Origin of the sequence: Vibrio lamellibrachiae, from assembly GCF_050337265.1 — a bacterium.
GTDB lineage: Bacteria > Pseudomonadota > Gammaproteobacteria > Enterobacterales > Vibrionaceae > Vibrio > Vibrio kyushuensis.
In genome coordinates, this window is the sequence record NZ_JAKJSU010000004.1 from 525521 (window position 1) to 540433 (window position 14913).

Genomic DNA, 14913 nt, shown 5'->3' on the forward strand with positions numbered 1-14913 from the left:
GAAGTAAATCGTGCTTACGAATTCGCTTCTGCAATCTTAACTTTCCACGTATCAGGACCAATTTGGTGAGCGTTTGCACCCGTTGAATCTACCGCAACTGTCACAGGCATATCTTCAACTTCAAATTCGTAAATCGCTTCCATACCCAAATCTTCAAACGCGACAACACGTGATTTCTTAATCGCTTTCGACACTAGGTAAGCTGCGCCACCAACAGCCATTAAGTAAACAGCCTTATGCTTCTTAATTGACTCAACCGTTGCAGGACCACGCTCGGCTTTACCAATCATGCCCATAATGCCAACATCTTCTAGCATCATGTCTGTGAACTTATCCATACGTGTTGCTGTTGTCGGGCCTGCAGGTCCTACAACTTCATCACCTACTGCATCAACAGGGCCAACGTAGTAAATAAACTTACCTTTAAGGTCTAACCCTTCAGGCAGGCCTTCACCACTTTCAATCATGCCTTGTAGGCGTTTATGCATCGCATCACGGCCAGTTAAGATCTTGCCAGAAAGCAGAACCGTTTCACCCGTTTTCCACGATTGAACATCTTCCTGTGTAACTTCATCTAGGTTTACTCGACGTGTGTTTTCGCCTGCTTCCCAAGTAATATCAGGCCAGTCTTCAAGTTTAGGCGGCGTTAATTCCGCAGGACCACTGCCATCAAGCGTGAAGTGTACGTGACGAGTAGCCGCACAGTTAGGGATCATGGTCACTGGTTTTGACGCCGCATGCGTTGGCGCAGTCATAATTTTCACATCAACCACGGTTGTTAAACCGCCAAGGCCTTGCGCACCAATACCTAATTTGTTCACTCGATTGAAGATATCTAGACGAAGTTCTTCTTCAGCATTCTCAGGGCCGCGATCGATCAATTCTTGAATGTCGATATGCCCCATCAATGATTCCTTCGCCAGTACCGCTGATTTTTCAGCCGTACCGCCAATGCCTATGCCTAACATGCCTGGTGGACACCAACCCGCGCCCATCGTTGGTAGTGTTTTTTCTACCCACTCTGCAATGTCATCTGACGGGTTTAGCATCACCATCTTAGTTTTGTTTTCAGAACCGCCGCCCTTGGCTGCAATTTGAATATCAACTTTATCACCCGGCACCATATTAATGTGCACAACCGCTGGCGTATTATCTTTGGTATTAATTCGCTTGCCTGCAGGGTCTTTTAGAATAGAAGCTCGCAGTGGGTTATCTGGGTTGTTATACGCTTGACGAACCCCTTCATCGATCATCTGCTGAACCGTTAGGTCTGTTTCCCATTTAACATCCATTCCGATGTTAACAAAACAGGTCACAATGCCCGTATCTTGACAAAGTGGGCGGTGCCCTTCCGCAGACATTCTAGAATTTATTAGGATTTGAGCAATTGCGTCTTTGGCGGCTTTACTCTCTTCACGCTGGTAAGCAGCATCAAGCGCTTGAATAAAATCGAGCGGGTGATAGAAAGAGATATATTGGAGTGCATCAGCAACGCTACTGATGACATCTTGCTTACGAATGGCTGTCATTGCTTTCCTCATTATAGTTATGCTTCCTTTATCACTACCTTTAATCATAGAAAGAGTCGAGAGCTATAGAAAGCACCGTATGGCAGCCTTTAACAACTTCTATCGACATTACAATCAAGTAGCGACTTTTTATTTGGTTTTTATGATACTCTTGCTTTCCTTTAGGCGCTATGAAGTGATCGTTTTCTTCGTCACAATTTATACAAATGAACACTTCCCCCGCATGAACCCTATCTGCATGAACACTTAATCGTATGAAAATTAAAGAGCAAGAGTCTGTCCAAACGACATCTATTGACTACCAACCGGACTTAGCCAATCAGCTATTCGCACCTATCCAGCATCAACCTTGGGCTATGCTTTTGCGCTCAGCCTCCGAAGAGCACATTGATAGTCGCTTTGATATTTTAGTTGCGAATCCAATAGTGACATTAACCACTCGGCAGTTAGCGACTCATGTGACAAGCCCTAACGGCAATTTTGATAGCCATAGTGACCCATTTGAACTGCTTGCTAGCCTCCAGAATCAGTACCTTCCAGACGAAGAGCATTGTACTGAGCTTCCTTTTATAGGAGGAGCTGTAGGCTACTTTTCCTATGATTTGGGGCGTCGAGTCGAAGCCTTACCAAATTTAGCAGAAGATGACATTGGCTTACCGGAGATGGCGGTCGGTCTTTATGAGTGGGCATTGGTGATTGATCATCATAAACGCTCTGCGTATATCGTTGGCCTTCATGTGGATGCTCACTGGCAATGGCTACAGTCACAAGCCAAGTCAAGCGACCAAAACCAACATGTTCCATTTCAGTTGAGTTCTCCTTGGGCTTCAAATATGACTAAGCAGAGCTACTCCACCAAGTTTGACAAAGTACAGCAGTACCTTCTTTCTGGTGACTGCTATCAAATTAACTTGGCGCAACGCTTTCATGCCAATTATATAGGCAGCGAATGGCAAGCATACCTGAAGCTTGAGTCTCATAATCTTGCGCCTTTCTCTGCTTTCATTCGAACCGACGAGAGCGCAATTTTAAGCGTCTCACCTGAGCGTTTTTTGCAAATAAAAGGCCGCTTCATTGAAACCAAACCTATCAAAGGTACAAGGCCGCGATCTGACGATAAAAAAATTGATGATGCCAACGCTCATGAACTGGCTTGCGCTGAAAAAGATCAAGCTGAAAACTTAATGATTGTTGATTTGCTTCGTAATGATATTGGCCGAGTAGCGAAGCCTGGTAGTGTTCATGTGCCAAAGTTGTTTGATATAGAAAGCTTCCCGGCTGTGCACCACCTTGTCAGTACGATTAGAGCTAAGCTTGATGACAACTACAGTAATGCTGACTTACTTAAGGCATGTTTTCCGGGCGGCTCCATTACAGGCGCCCCGAAAGTGAGAGCAATGGAGATCATTGAAGAGCTCGAACCTCACAGACGAAGTGCTTACTGTGGCAGTATTGGTTATATCAGCCGTGACGGAACAATGGATACCAGTATTACCATTCGCACTCTTGTGGCAAAAGATTCTAATATCTACGCGTGGGCTGGCGGTGGCGTGGTCGCAGACAGCGAGTGTGATTCAGAGTATCAAGAGACACTTGATAAACTAAGCCGAATTCTGCCAGTGTTAGAGAGCTAATTTAAATCAGGCTTGATCCACTTAGTCATTATTTTATATAAACATGAAGCGGTATACGGTTTGGTTAATACATCATTCATACCGCTGTTAATACACTTCTCACGCTCTTCCGCTGTAACAGCCGCCGTTAGCGCTATAATGGGTTTATCAAAGCCACGTTGTCTTAGAACTTTAGTGGCTTCTAGACCATCCATTTCTGGCATTCGATAGTCCATAAAGACAATATCATATTGATGACTGTCGCTGCCTTCCAACGTCTCTATCGCTGATATCGCTTCTATTCCATTATTACTAATATCTGGCACTAGATTAAATTTCTTCAGTATCTGGCTGATTATAATCTGATTCATTCGAATATCTTCAGCAACCAGTACCGATAAAGAGGCAAAGGCTTCGGTATTCATATCGGAATCTTGTAACGGTGGTGAAGGATACTTCATGTATTTCCTCTACATAATTGACGAAGGGAGAAACCTAACAGAATATAATAATGCGACAACCAAGTTTGCGTAGTTCTCACACTTATTAATTTAGCATGTCGTTGAGCTAAAGCACGTCGTAACCATCAAAAATTTGCATAAAAGTCCTGTAAAAATAATCACTTTGCTTATTATGAACTATTCTTAAATGAGTAAAGCAACACTTACGATATAAGGTCACCCATTACTTATGTCCGTTTTGGCTTTTAAAGAATATGCGTTCATTAACTCACCTTCATCAATCAATACTTGAGGTCATTTACGTTGTTTGAACTTAATAAAAGCAATTTAATTCAAAAATTTCAGTTTCAACAGCCTGTCAGTTATCACGCAGAATCAATGAAACGCGTCTCCCACTTAACAAATCGCCCTCTTAGAAAAGCTTCCGTATTAGTTGGATTTATCGAAAGACCTCATGGACTATCGGTTGTGCTAACACGGCGGGCAAAACACTTAAGACACCATCCAGGGCAAATTAGCTTCCCAGGTGGTAAGTATGAAGAGAGCGACTCCTCGCTATTATTCACCGCAATTAGAGAAACACATGAAGAAGTCGGTATCGACCCTAGCCACATACAAGTTTTTGGTCAGATGCCAGAACTGATTACCGTTAGCCACTTCTCTGTAACCCCTGTCCTTGCTTTTATTAACCCAAACTACTCTATGTCGATTGACCCAAATGAAGTCGATGAAGCTTTTGAGATTCCGGTTAGTTTTATGCTCGATAAACGTCAGCTCTATAGCCACTTATTTACCATTAATCAGCATGATCACCGTGTTTTTGGTCTGCCATACAAAAATCATTTCATCTGGGGAATGACAGCACAAATTATTCAAGCAATGCAGCAACATATCATGACCATCAATTAAAAAACTTAATAGTTTCAATGACACTACAGTTCATTAACTATTAGATAAAGTAACACTCAAAACTCCGCAACCGTTTGCCTTGGCACCTTACGCTACAAAGCGCACACAAAACAGCCAACGCACACCATCATTAGAAAAAGTAATCCAAAACAACAATCCAGATAATGCGTAGCACGTAAATTACGTGACCCAGAACATGTTTTTATTGATGGTTTTATAATCTAGGCAAATACATGATCTAGATCTAATATTTGTGCAACAAATCTATGCACAATGCGCTCAACTTATTTCCTGTTCCCAAAATGAGTACTATTAATGAACACACAAACTTCTACAGCTTCGGCTACGCAAACTTCTTCTAAGTGGACTTATAAAGATTTCACTTGGTGTCTATCACTTTTCGGTACTGCTGTTGGTGCTGGTGTACTATTCCTTCCAATCCGTGCTGGTGCGGGCGGTTTCTGGACTCTAGCTATTCTCGCAATGATCGCGTTCCCAATGACTTGGTTCGCACACAAATCTTTGGCTCGTTTCGTTCTTTCTGCTAAAAATCCTAACGCAGATATCAGTGAAACAGTTGAAGAACACTTCGGTAAAACTGGCGCAAACCTTATTACGTTCGCATACTTCTTCGCTATTTACCCTATTGTTCTTATCTACGGCGTTGGTATCACTAACACTGTTGACTCTTTTCTAGTAAACCAAGTAGGCATGGAATCAATTCCTCGCTGGTTACTGTCTGGTTCATTGATTGCGATGATGACGGCAGGTATCTTGTTTGGTAAAGAGCTAATGCTGAAAATAACGTCTGCACTGGTTTACCCACTTGTAGCTATTCTTCTAGCTCTATCGTTCTACCTTATCCCTGAGTGGAACACATCAATGATTGCAGTTAGCCCAGACTGGAGCGCAATGCCAGTTCTGATTTGGTTAGCACTTCCAATGATTGTATTCTCATTCAACCATAGCCCAATCATCAGCCAATTCGCTAAACAACAACGTTTAGAGCACGGTGAGAACGCAGTTAAGAAAACTGACGCTATCACTGGCGGCGCGGCAATGATGCTGATGGGCTTTGTAATGTTCTTCGTATTCTCTGTAGTACTATCTCTATCTCCAGAGCAACTATCTGAAGCACAAGCACAAAACATCAGTGTTCTGTCTTACCTTGCTAACATTCATGAATCACCGTTTATCTCTATCCTAGGCCCTGTTGTTGCGTTTGCTGCAATCTGTTCAAGCTACTTCGGTCACTTCCTAGGTGCTCAAGAAGGCCTAATGGGTCTAGCTAAGTCACGTACTAATGCTTCAGAATCTAAAATTGAAAAAGGCTCACTAGCTTTCATCGTACTAACTACTTGGGCTGTTGCTATCATCAACCCAGATATCCTAGGTATGATTGAAGACCTTGGTGCTCCAATGATCGCGGCTATCTTGTTCCTACTTCCTATCTTTGCAATGAACAAAGTACCAGCGATGGCTAAGTACAAAACTTCTAAGCCAGTTCAAATCTTCACTGCAATTTGTGGCCTTGCTGCTGTAACTTCTGCAATTAACGGTATATTCTAAGCCGAATCTAATCTAGGTTAGACATAATAACTAAAATAAGGCTCCATTTTAGGGGCCTTTTCTAATGAGGTTTCAAATATGATCAGTGTATTCGACATCTATAAAATCGGTGTTGGTCCATCGAGCTCACACACAGTTGGACCAATGAAAGCGGGTAAAGAGTTTATTGATGATTTACGCTCAATGGGAAAATTGCGCGATATCACTAAAATCACCGTGGACGTATATGGATCATTATCACTGACAGGGAAAGGTCACCACACAGATATCGCTATCATCATGGGTCTTGCTGGCAACACGCCAGAAAAAGTTGATATCGATTCTATTCCAGGCTTCATCGCTCGCGTAGAGGAGACGGAACGTCTTCCAGTTGGTATGCACTGTCATACTGTCTCTTTTCCAAAAGATGGCGGCATGAACTTTCACACTTCTAACTTATCACTTCACGAAAATGGCATGCAAATTCATGCGTGGATTGATAATGAAGTGGCTTATTCGAAAACTTATTACTCTATTGGTGGCGGTTTCATCGTCGACGAAGAGAACTTTGGTAAAGAAGACGAAAATCCAATTAAAGCCCCTTACGAATTTACATCAGCTGAAGAGCTAATTAACCAATGTAAAGAGAGCGGTTTATCTATTAGTACGCTAGTGATTGAGAATGAAAAGTCACTACGTTCAGACGAAGAGTCTCGTACGTACTACGCAAAAATCTGGAAAACCATGCGCGAATGTATGGATCGCGGTATGAATACTGAAGGCATTCTTCCTGGACCATTGCGTGTACCTCGCCGTGCTTCTGCACTTCGCCAACAACTGCTGACTTCAGAGAAAACCTCTAATGACCCAATGGCGGTTGTTGACTGGGTAAACATGTTTGCATTTGCTGTCAATGAAGAGAATGCAGCGGGTGGGCGTGTTGTGACGGCTCCAACGAACGGTGCTTGTGGCATTATCCCTGCAGTTCTGGCTTACTACGATAAGTTCATTCAAACCGTTACTGAAAAAGACTACATTCGTTATTTTGCAGCTTCCGGCGCAATTGGTGGCCTATACAAACGTAACGCTTCTATCTCTGGCGCTGAAGTTGGCTGCCAAGGTGAAGTCGGTGTGGCGTGTTCTATGGCTGCTGCTGGTCTTGCTGAGCTAATGGGTGGAAGCCCAGAGCAAGTTTGTATGGCGGCAGAGATTGGAATGGAGCATAACTTAGGGCTGACTTGTGACCCAGTTGCAGGACAAGTTCAAGTTCCATGTATCGAGCGTAATGGTATTGCTGCGGTTAAAGCTATCAACTCTACTCGTATGGCTCTACGTCGTTCATCTGACCCTCGTGTTTCTCTAGATAAAGTTATCGAAACAATGCTAGAAACAGGCAAAGACATGAACGCTAAATACCGTGAAACCTCTCAAGGTGGACTGGCGATTAAAGTGGTTTGCTAAACAAGCAAATACCATTAGTTTCTTACTAAGTAAGAACCACTAGAATAATGAAGCCTGAGCAACTGCTCGGGCTTTTTGTTTTCTGCATATGTTAAGTAATACAAAAGCCCCCCCCTTTCGACTATATCCGACACCTTTCCTTGTATTTTTAATCATGACGACAAAATCCTTTTGTTAGACAGAGCCCCAAATTTATCCGTTAATACGCTCCAATTCGCACCCAAAATAATAATTGAAATCTGCGAGAAATTTGGCGTAATTTTCAAGGAAGAGAATCACGAATTAATAGGTTAATAACGATGCTTGTGCATCAGAATATGAGACAAAAGCCGTGACCGGTAAATCTAAACTAGACAACATCCGCGCTGACTACAACGTGCAGTATTGGAGCCAAGACTTCTTTGGCATTAATGATGATGGAGAGATCGTTGTCTCGCCGAGAAGTGATAAGCAACATGCAACACCGCTGACTACAATCGCAAAAAAACTAGAGAAAAAAGGGTTAACCCTGCCCGCTTTGCTGCGTTTTCCGCAGATTATTCATCAGCGCGTGCACAATATTTGTAATGCCTTTAATCAAGCAATAGAAGAGTACCAATACGACAATCAGTACTTATTGGTTTACCCAATTAAAGTGAATCAGCAAAAAGAGGTCGTTGATCAAATACTTGCTAGCCAAGCTCAATTAGAGACAAAACAATTGGGACTTGAAGCGGGAAGCAAGCCGGAATTACTAGCCGTACTCGCACTAGCCCAACAAGCTAGTTCTGTGATTGTCTGCAACGGCTATAAAGATCGCGAATATATTCGTCTTGCGCTTATTGGGGAAAAGCTAGGTCATAAGGTCTTTATTGTTTTAGAAAAACTGTCTGAGCTCGATATTGTTCTTCGTGAAGCTAAGGCACTAGGCGTAAAACCTCGTATGGGCTTACGTATTCGTCTTGCTTCTCAAGGCGCTGGGAAATGGCAAGCTAGTGGTGGAGAAAAATCAAAATTCGGTTTGTCTGCATCACAAGTACTTAGTGTCATCGACCGCTTGAAGAATGAAGACCAATTAGAAGCAATGCAGCTGGTGCACTTTCACTTAGGCTCGCAGATGGCCAACATTCGTGATGTTCGCAGTGGAGTGAATGAAGCAGCGCGTTTTTATTGTGAACTGCGCAAGCTGGGCACGCCATTAGAATACTTCGATATTGGCGGCGGCTTGGCGGTGGATTATGACGGCACGAGAAGTCAGTCATCTAACTCAATGAACTATGGCTTAGCTGAATACGCGCGAAATGTGGTAAATACCGTTGGAGATGTATGTAATGAGTATTGGCAGCCAAACCCAGTTATTATTTCAGAATCAGGGCGTTCATTAACCGCGCATCACGCAGTACTCATAACCAATGTTATCGGAACAGAGAGCTACGCGGTTGAGCATATAGAAGCACCAGAAGTTGACGCGCCAGTTCTTCTACAGAACCTTTGGTGTAACTGGCAAAACTTAACTAAAGGCAGCGATGACCGTGCACTGATAGAAATTTACAACGATACACAAAGTGACTTAGGCGAAGCGCATGCGTCATTCTCAACCGGTGTTATTAACCTAGAGCAACGCGCATGGGCAGAGCAGTTATCACTGCGTATTTACGCTGAATTACGGAAACTGATGAGTAATAAAAATCGCTTTCACAGACCGATTTTAGACGAATTAAACAGTCGTTTAGCCGATAAGTTCTTTGTCAATTTCTCATTGTTTCAATCATTGCCAGACGCATGGGGAATTGATCAAGTCTTCCCAGTGTTACCTCTTTCTGGATTACAGGAAGTTGATGATAAGCGAGCGGTAATTCTCGACATCACCTGTGATTCCGATGGCGTAATTGATCACTATGTTGAAGGCCAAGGCATTGAAAAGACACTTGCAGTACCCGCTTGGGATAAAGAGCAGCCCTACTTGATGGGGTTTTTCTTAGTGGGTGCCTACCAAGAGATCTTAGGCGATATGCACAATTTGTTTGGCGATACACACAGCGCAGTCGTCACAATAGATGAGCACGGCGAAACCACCTTTGAGTCAATCGATGAAGGCGATTCTGTCGAAGATATGATGCGCTATGTTCATATTGATGTTGACGACATTCGAAGCAACTATCGTCAACTCGTCGAGCGTTATGTGACGAAGAATGAGCAAGGACTTGTCTTACAAGAGTTAGAGCAAGGCTTGACGGGGTACACCTATTTGGAGGATTTTTAAATGAATGATCTGTTTACGAAAACAGACTACTCACTGTATTCAAATGCCATGACGTTTCTGCGTCGTCCGTTGGTTAATAACCCAGCTAACAGTGAAGCCGACGTCGTGGTTCTCGGTGTTCCACTAGATTTGGCAACGTCTGGTAGACCTGGAGCTAGAATGGGGCCCGATGCCATTCGTCGAGCATCAGTGAATCTTGCTTGGGAAGGAAAAAAATTCCCATGGGCCTTTAACATTTTTGATAATCATAATGTTATCGACTCCGGTGATATTGTCTTTGATTGTGGTGATGCGGAAGACTTGAGTCGCCGGCTAGAGTCTGCAGCAAGCGAGATACTAAGCAGTGGGAAAACAATGTTGGCATTGGGTGGCGATCACTTCGTCACTCTACCGATACTAAGGGCACACGCTAAACATTATGGTGAAATGGCACTGATTCATTTTGACGCACATACCGATACCTACGCAAGTGGCAGTCGATATGATCATGGAACAATGTTCTATCATGCACCAAAAGAAGGTTTAATTTCGCCAGAGCATTCTGTACAGGTAGGAATTCGCACCGAGTATAACGATGATGAGCATGCCTTTAATGTGATAAACGCAATGCAAGCCAACGATATGAGTGCAGAAGAGATAGCGGCTGACATTCGAAACATTATCGGGAATAAACCAGTCTACATCACTTTTGATATTGACTGCCTTGACCCTGCGTTTGCTCCGGGAACAGGAACACCCGTATGCGGCGGGATAACAACGGACAAGGCGTTAAGAATTCTTCGTGCACTTGCTGGTATCAACGTTGTTGGCATGGATGTGGTTGAGGTCTCTCCGGCTTACGATCAAAGCGAGGTCACGGCACTTGCGGGAGCCACTATTGCACTGGAACTTCTCTATGTTTGGGCTTCACGGTCGAATCAATCGCTAATGGTTAATAGTTAACATATAGTGCCCTTATCTAGGGCACTTTTTCTAAGTTAACCATTAGTCGTATTTAGTCATACCGTTAGTTTCTAGTTTCACACTCCATTTTCTTCTATACTCAGCTACTACCTTTGTAAACCTCAGAAATTAAAGGAAATCCAATGACTAGTCGCGTATATGTTTTAGCTCAGTTTAAGCCAAAAGAAGGGAAAGAAGCTGAGCTGTTTGAAGTACTGAAAGCTCTAGAGCCTGACGCTTATCGTGAGCAGGGCTGTATTCAATACATGCTTACCCGCCAAATTGATCATCCAAGTGCCTCTAGAAACGAATATCCGATCGTATTCAATGAAGTTTGGGAAGATGCCGAGTCTTGGTCTGCACACGGTCGCCGAAAGCAAATACAACACTTTTTTGAAACTCAAGTAAAAGCGGAAACTGGTTTTGTCGAAGATGCTGTCGTTACTGCATATACAGACGAAGGTCAGGATTTCGACGCACCTATCTACGAGTAATAAGTAGTTGCTACAGTAAAAATCACCAACTCTAACTAAGCCCGTGGCGTAATGTCCACGGGCAATTTAATCTAGAGATAAGATTAAAAGGCATCCAAATGAAACCCGTCGATATAGGAAAAGCGTATAACCAAATCACCCATCTTTGGGAACGCAATGAGTTCAATATGAATAATGGTATTGAACAACACAACAAAGCGATTGATTATACAAAAAATCGTGGAAATGCTCTCGATATTGGCTGTGGTTGCACAGGTCGCTTCATCAATTTATTGCTAAGCAAAGGGTTTACGCCATCAGGTATGGATATCTCATCAGAGATGTTGAAAATAGCTAGGAAAAGTCACCCTAACATCAATTTTATCCAAGCTGATATATGCGAGTTCCCTCTTCAAGAAAAATACGATTTTATCACCGCATGGGACAGTATTTGGCATATCCCTTTAGAGCAGCAACATCACGTTATTTCAAAGATCATTGCGAACCTAAATAGTGGTGGCATATTTATATTTTCATTTGGTGGCGTTAACGAACAAGGCTCTCACACCGATGACTTTATGGGCCCGGAAGTCTACTACTCATCGCTTGGTACACATGGTTTTCTAAAGTTATTTATGGATCTAGGATGTATAATTAAACACCTAGAATTTGATCAATACCCAGAAGTACACACTTATCTCATTGTAGAAAAGACCTAGAGTAGATGAACTCATGAACTATTTTGAATCCCCGTTTTCTGGAATCTCTCTACAAGAGCAGATTACAAATCCCAATATTATTGCTGGCCGTCATAGCTACTACTCCGGCTACTATCATGGGCATAGTTTTGATGATTGCGCTCGTTATTTAATGCCGGACCGAACTGATGTCGATAAGCTGATCATCGGCAGTTTCTGCTCAATCGGTTCGGGGGCAGTCTTTATGATGGCGGGCAATCAAGGTCATAGGAATGATTGGGCGAGTACCTTTCCATTTTTCTATCAAGACAACGAGAACTTTATCGGTGCAGAAGATGGTTTTGCACGGGCTGGAAATACCGTTATAGGAAATGATGTTTGGATTGGTTCAGAAGCCATGATTATGTCTGGTATCACTATTGGCGATGGAGCAATCATCGCTAGTCGAGCTGTTGTAACGAAAGACGTGGCACCTTATGAAGTCGTGGGTTCAAACCCTGCAAAGCACATCAAATACCGTTTCTCAACTGAGCAAATTACAATGCTAATAGAAATGGAGTGGTGGCAATGGACTGACAGTGAACTGAAAGGGGCGATGAAACTACTGTGCTCTGGCGATATTGAAGGGCTACATCGTTACTGGCTTACCAACATACGTCCATAATAGGTTATTGAATAGAGATAAGTAAGAACAACTTCAGGCCGCTTTTTAAGGCTTTAGCGTTAACATAAAATTGAGCGATTATTAGCCACATAATAACCGCTCAATTGACGGGCTATTTTAGATCATTTGAGAGCTCAGTAAGAACACACCAAACAGTAACGTAATAACCAACATATTACGCCCACCTTCAGCGGTATAGCGTTCAGCGTTCGTTCCATTCTTTCTCAGCTTGTATACCAGTAACAACGGTACAAATACGGCAAGAAATACCAAGATAATCCCAGCATAGCTAAGTATGGATAAGAACTGCTCAGCAGCCAATAACGCTCCAATCAAGGGAGCAATAAAGGTGATCAAGTACGTCACGAATCTATTCTTTTGAAACGTGTCCGTATTTTGATGAAATAATGCCATCGCTACACCAAAGAAAGACGTCAGCAAAGCAAGCCCTGTAAAGACTGATAAAATACCACTAATCCAAGGTGAATGAGACTCGAAAGCTCGCATTAAATCAGAGACATGATGAAAACGATCTAATTGATCAAGTTGAAGATTACCAACTACGGCAAATAGCCAGCACAAGTAGCAGACCAATGGGATAACAGAACCCAAAATCACCATGTTTCTCAGCTGGTTATCTGTTGCTTCATGGTTATAAGCTACGAGGCTTGGAATGACCACCATAAAGCCAAAACTTGTAAACAGTATCGCACTTGTTTTTATCAGTTCTACGTGATCGTTATTACTTACCTGAAATAAGTTATCAAACGACAGATTCGGAGCTAACAATATTAATGACAAAGCCAGGCTTCCGAGCATCACGAGGAAAAAGCCTCGATTAAGCCTGTCAATCAACTGTGTCCCACCGGCAACGACTGCGCCTGCTATAACAGTAAAAGCGATTTGGCTTTGTGTCGGGCTCAATGTTATTCCAACACTAGATAACATCTGACCGACAAAGTCAGCCCCACCTAATATATAAGCCATAAGAAGGCAGATGAGCAGTGCGTATAAAAGCCCATTGGAGACTATCTGACCACTTTTACCTAAGACCATACGAGCGATAGAGTTTAAACCAAGGCCATCGCCTGTTTTAATGGTCGCTTCAAGTAACAATAATGCTGCGTAAGTAGTACCCGCACAGATAAACAACATCAGCAGAGATCCGTATAGCAGTCCAAACTGAGCCAACACCATTGGGATTGCAAGCATTCCAGCACCAAGAGCGGTACCAGAGATAATTAGGGAGCTACCTAATAATTTAGTATTCATATTTTCAAGCACTTATATTTAATTCGTAATTTTTAGTTTGCCTAATAGGCGAAAGATTTGACTGTAGGAATCAATAACAATAACGAACTTGAATAAAGAGAAAACGCAGAGGCGAGGTATAGCGATAAAGGCGAGCGAATAGAGTATTTTGAATAGAAGAGTGAAGCTGAGTTAGATGCGTATTTAAAGCGTGTGGTGAACCTTCAGTTGGTTCAATGATCGGGGTAGTAATCTTGAATTTCATTTATTTAACCAATAAGTGACATCCGTTGTTTTTTATGACTAGCAATCCTTACGCTAATCCACCTCTGTATAGAGATGGATTTATCTTATCGATTAATATTAGTATTGCAATCCCTAACTCGTCTTTAACGACAATGTCCTAGCGTGACTACTCTTGGACTTTCGACTTCAACTCGGTCCCTGCATCGCGAAGCAGGTTTATTGGAGAAAGAACCACGCCCTTCACTGCACCTTGTGTTGCTTCTGCTGCAATTTGCTGCGTCTTATCAATAATCACATCCGCTTTCACCAGCATTGGAGGAATATCGTTACGCAAATTTGTCGATTCCGTGATTACACTGGGTATAACCGAAGTTCTATACGCTTTACTTTCAACGAGTACCGGCGGAATGACATCAACACGGTAATTCTCTAGCTCTTTCACCGTCGTTGGAATAACACCAACTCGATACTGCTTCATTTCAGCAAGCGCTGATGGAATGGTGTTTTCACGATACGCTGCAATTTCAGACACGATAGTTGGGATTTTTTTATCAATAGAATCAACGGTGCTGTTGACCTCGACCATCGTCTGATTCACATCATTCACTGTGGCCAATACTTGTGGGACCATAGCTTCTACATGATCAGCGAACAGGAGCCACTCTTTTATTTCCAGTTGCTCTGTCATATCGCTAATATCTGAGATCATTTGCGGATATTTATCTACGACCTCCCCTACTTTCGCCGTAAAGGCATAGATGCTGTACCCCAAATAAAAAATAGAAATCGCTAAGATGCACTGAACGACTACTGAAATGCGTGCCATCATAAAATCCACTCTCCTTGTTCGATCAAATGACCTAACTCATACTAACC

General features: G+C 42.7%; 13 protein-coding genes and 1 pseudogene. 9 read left to right on the forward strand and 5 right to left on the reverse strand.

What is annotated here, in order from left to right:
• Nucleotides 1–14 precede the first annotated feature (14 nt).
• Nucleotides 15–1529: a fumarate hydratase gene (locus L4C54_RS02625; protein ID WP_428806982.1), complete on the reverse strand. Its 1515-nt coding sequence runs from the start codon at nucleotides 1527–1529 to the stop codon at nucleotides 15–17.
• 254 nt (nucleotides 1530–1783) lie between these two features.
• On the opposite strand from L4C54_RS02625, the gene pabB reads away from it, so the two are divergent.
• A complete protein-coding gene (pabB, locus tag L4C54_RS02630) occupies nucleotides 1784–3163 on the forward strand; it encodes an aminodeoxychorismate synthase component I (protein ID WP_428806983.1) in 1380 nt (459 codons plus the stop codon).
• Here pabB and L4C54_RS02635 read toward each other — a convergent pair.
• Nucleotides 3160–3549, reverse strand: a pseudogene (locus tag L4C54_RS02635) (response regulator); the annotation flags it as partial. The gene pabB and the pseudogene L4C54_RS02635 overlap by 4 nt on opposite strands.
• Before the next feature lie 357 nt (nucleotides 3550–3906).
• Here L4C54_RS02635 and L4C54_RS02640 point away from each other — a divergent pair.
• From L4C54_RS02640 to catB, 8 genes are all read left to right on the forward strand, one after another.
• Complete coding sequence (locus tag L4C54_RS02640) at nucleotides 3907–4512, forward strand: CoA pyrophosphatase (RefSeq protein ID WP_428806984.1); 606 nt, start codon at nucleotides 3907–3909, stop codon at nucleotides 4510–4512.
• A 315-nt stretch (nucleotides 4513–4827) separates the two neighbouring features.
• The gene (locus L4C54_RS02645) at nucleotides 4828–6081 is read left to right on the forward strand and encodes an aromatic amino acid transport family protein (protein ID WP_428801648.1); all 1254 of its coding nucleotides are present in this window, start codon (nucleotides 4828–4830) and stop codon (nucleotides 6079–6081) included.
• Nucleotides 6082–6159: 78 nt separating this feature from the next.
• Nucleotides 6160–7521, forward strand: coding sequence for an L-serine ammonia-lyase (locus L4C54_RS02650; RefSeq protein WP_428806985.1), 1362 nt, complete (start codon nucleotides 6160–6162; stop codon nucleotides 7519–7521).
• A 331-nt stretch (nucleotides 7522–7852) separates the two neighbouring features.
• Nucleotides 7853–9763 (forward strand): arginine decarboxylase, encoded by a 1911-nt coding sequence (gene speA / locus L4C54_RS02655; RefSeq protein WP_428806986.1) that lies wholly within the window; start codon nucleotides 7853–7855, stop codon nucleotides 9761–9763.
• On the forward strand, nucleotides 9764–10705 hold the full coding sequence (gene speB, locus L4C54_RS02660; RefSeq protein WP_428806987.1) for an agmatinase: 942 nt from the start codon (nucleotides 9764–9766) through the stop codon (nucleotides 10703–10705).
• A 143-nt stretch (nucleotides 10706–10848) separates the two neighbouring features.
• Nucleotides 10849–11199 (forward strand): putative quinol monooxygenase, encoded by a 351-nt coding sequence (locus L4C54_RS02665; RefSeq protein ID WP_428801644.1) that lies wholly within the window; start codon nucleotides 10849–10851, stop codon nucleotides 11197–11199.
• 98 nt (nucleotides 11200–11297) lie between these two features.
• Complete coding sequence (locus L4C54_RS02670; RefSeq protein ID WP_428806988.1) at nucleotides 11298–11897, forward strand: class I SAM-dependent methyltransferase; 600 nt, start codon at nucleotides 11298–11300, stop codon at nucleotides 11895–11897.
• Between the two features lie 13 nt (nucleotides 11898–11910).
• Nucleotides 11911–12540, forward strand: a complete 630-nt coding sequence (gene catB, locus L4C54_RS02675; protein ID WP_428806989.1) for a type B chloramphenicol O-acetyltransferase — start codon at nucleotides 11911–11913, stop codon at nucleotides 12538–12540.
• A gap of 117 nt (nucleotides 12541–12657) precedes the next feature.
• On the opposite strand, the gene L4C54_RS02680 is transcribed toward catB, so the two are convergent.
• The 3 genes from L4C54_RS02680 to L4C54_RS02690 form a co-directional block, all read right to left on the reverse strand.
• The gene (locus tag L4C54_RS02680) at nucleotides 12658–13812 is read right to left on the reverse strand and encodes an amino acid permease (protein ID WP_428806990.1); all 1155 of its coding nucleotides are present in this window, start codon (nucleotides 13810–13812) and stop codon (nucleotides 12658–12660) included.
• Nucleotides 13813–13882: 70 nt separating this feature from the next.
• Nucleotides 13883–14056, reverse strand: coding sequence for a hypothetical protein (locus L4C54_RS02685; protein ID WP_428806991.1), 174 nt, complete (start codon nucleotides 14054–14056; stop codon nucleotides 13883–13885).
• A gap of 147 nt (nucleotides 14057–14203) precedes the next feature.
• The gene (locus tag L4C54_RS02690; RefSeq protein ID WP_428806992.1) at nucleotides 14204–14866 is read right to left on the reverse strand and encodes a hypothetical protein; all 663 of its coding nucleotides are present in this window, start codon (nucleotides 14864–14866) and stop codon (nucleotides 14204–14206) included.
• Nucleotides 14867–14913: the final 47 nt, after the last annotated feature.

What these genes read in the sequence shown, in the direction of transcription:
- L4C54_RS02625 (WP_428806982.1), bottom strand. Translation starts at nt 1,529, where the DNA reads ATGACAGCCATTCGTAAGCAAGATGTCATCAGTAGCGTTGCTGATGCA.
- pabB (WP_428806983.1), top strand. Translation starts at nt 1,784, where the DNA reads ATGAAAATTAAAGAGCAAGAGTCTGTCCAAACGACATCTATTGACTAC.
- L4C54_RS02645 (WP_428801648.1), top strand. Translation starts at nt 4,828, where the DNA reads ATGAACACACAAACTTCTACAGCTTCGGCTACGCAAACTTCTTCTAAG.
- L4C54_RS02650 (WP_428806985.1), top strand. Translation starts at nt 6,160, where the DNA reads ATGATCAGTGTATTCGACATCTATAAAATCGGTGTTGGTCCATCGAGC.
- speB (WP_428806987.1), top strand. Translation starts at nt 9,764, where the DNA reads ATGAATGATCTGTTTACGAAAACAGACTACTCACTGTATTCAAATGCC.
- L4C54_RS02665 (WP_428801644.1), top strand. Translation starts at nt 10,849, where the DNA reads ATGACTAGTCGCGTATATGTTTTAGCTCAGTTTAAGCCAAAAGAAGGG.
- L4C54_RS02670 (WP_428806988.1), top strand. Translation starts at nt 11,298, where the DNA reads ATGAAACCCGTCGATATAGGAAAAGCGTATAACCAAATCACCCATCTT.
- catB (WP_428806989.1), top strand. Translation starts at nt 11,911, where the DNA reads ATGAACTATTTTGAATCCCCGTTTTCTGGAATCTCTCTACAAGAGCAG.
- L4C54_RS02680 (WP_428806990.1), bottom strand. Translation starts at nt 13,812, where the DNA reads ATGAATACTAAATTATTAGGTAGCTCCCTAATTATCTCTGGTACCGCT.
- L4C54_RS02685 (WP_428806991.1), bottom strand. Translation starts at nt 14,056, where the DNA reads ATGAAATTCAAGATTACTACCCCGATCATTGAACCAACTGAAGGTTCA.
- L4C54_RS02690 (WP_428806992.1), bottom strand. Translation starts at nt 14,866, where the DNA reads ATGATGGCACGCATTTCAGTAGTCGTTCAGTGCATCTTAGCGATTTCT.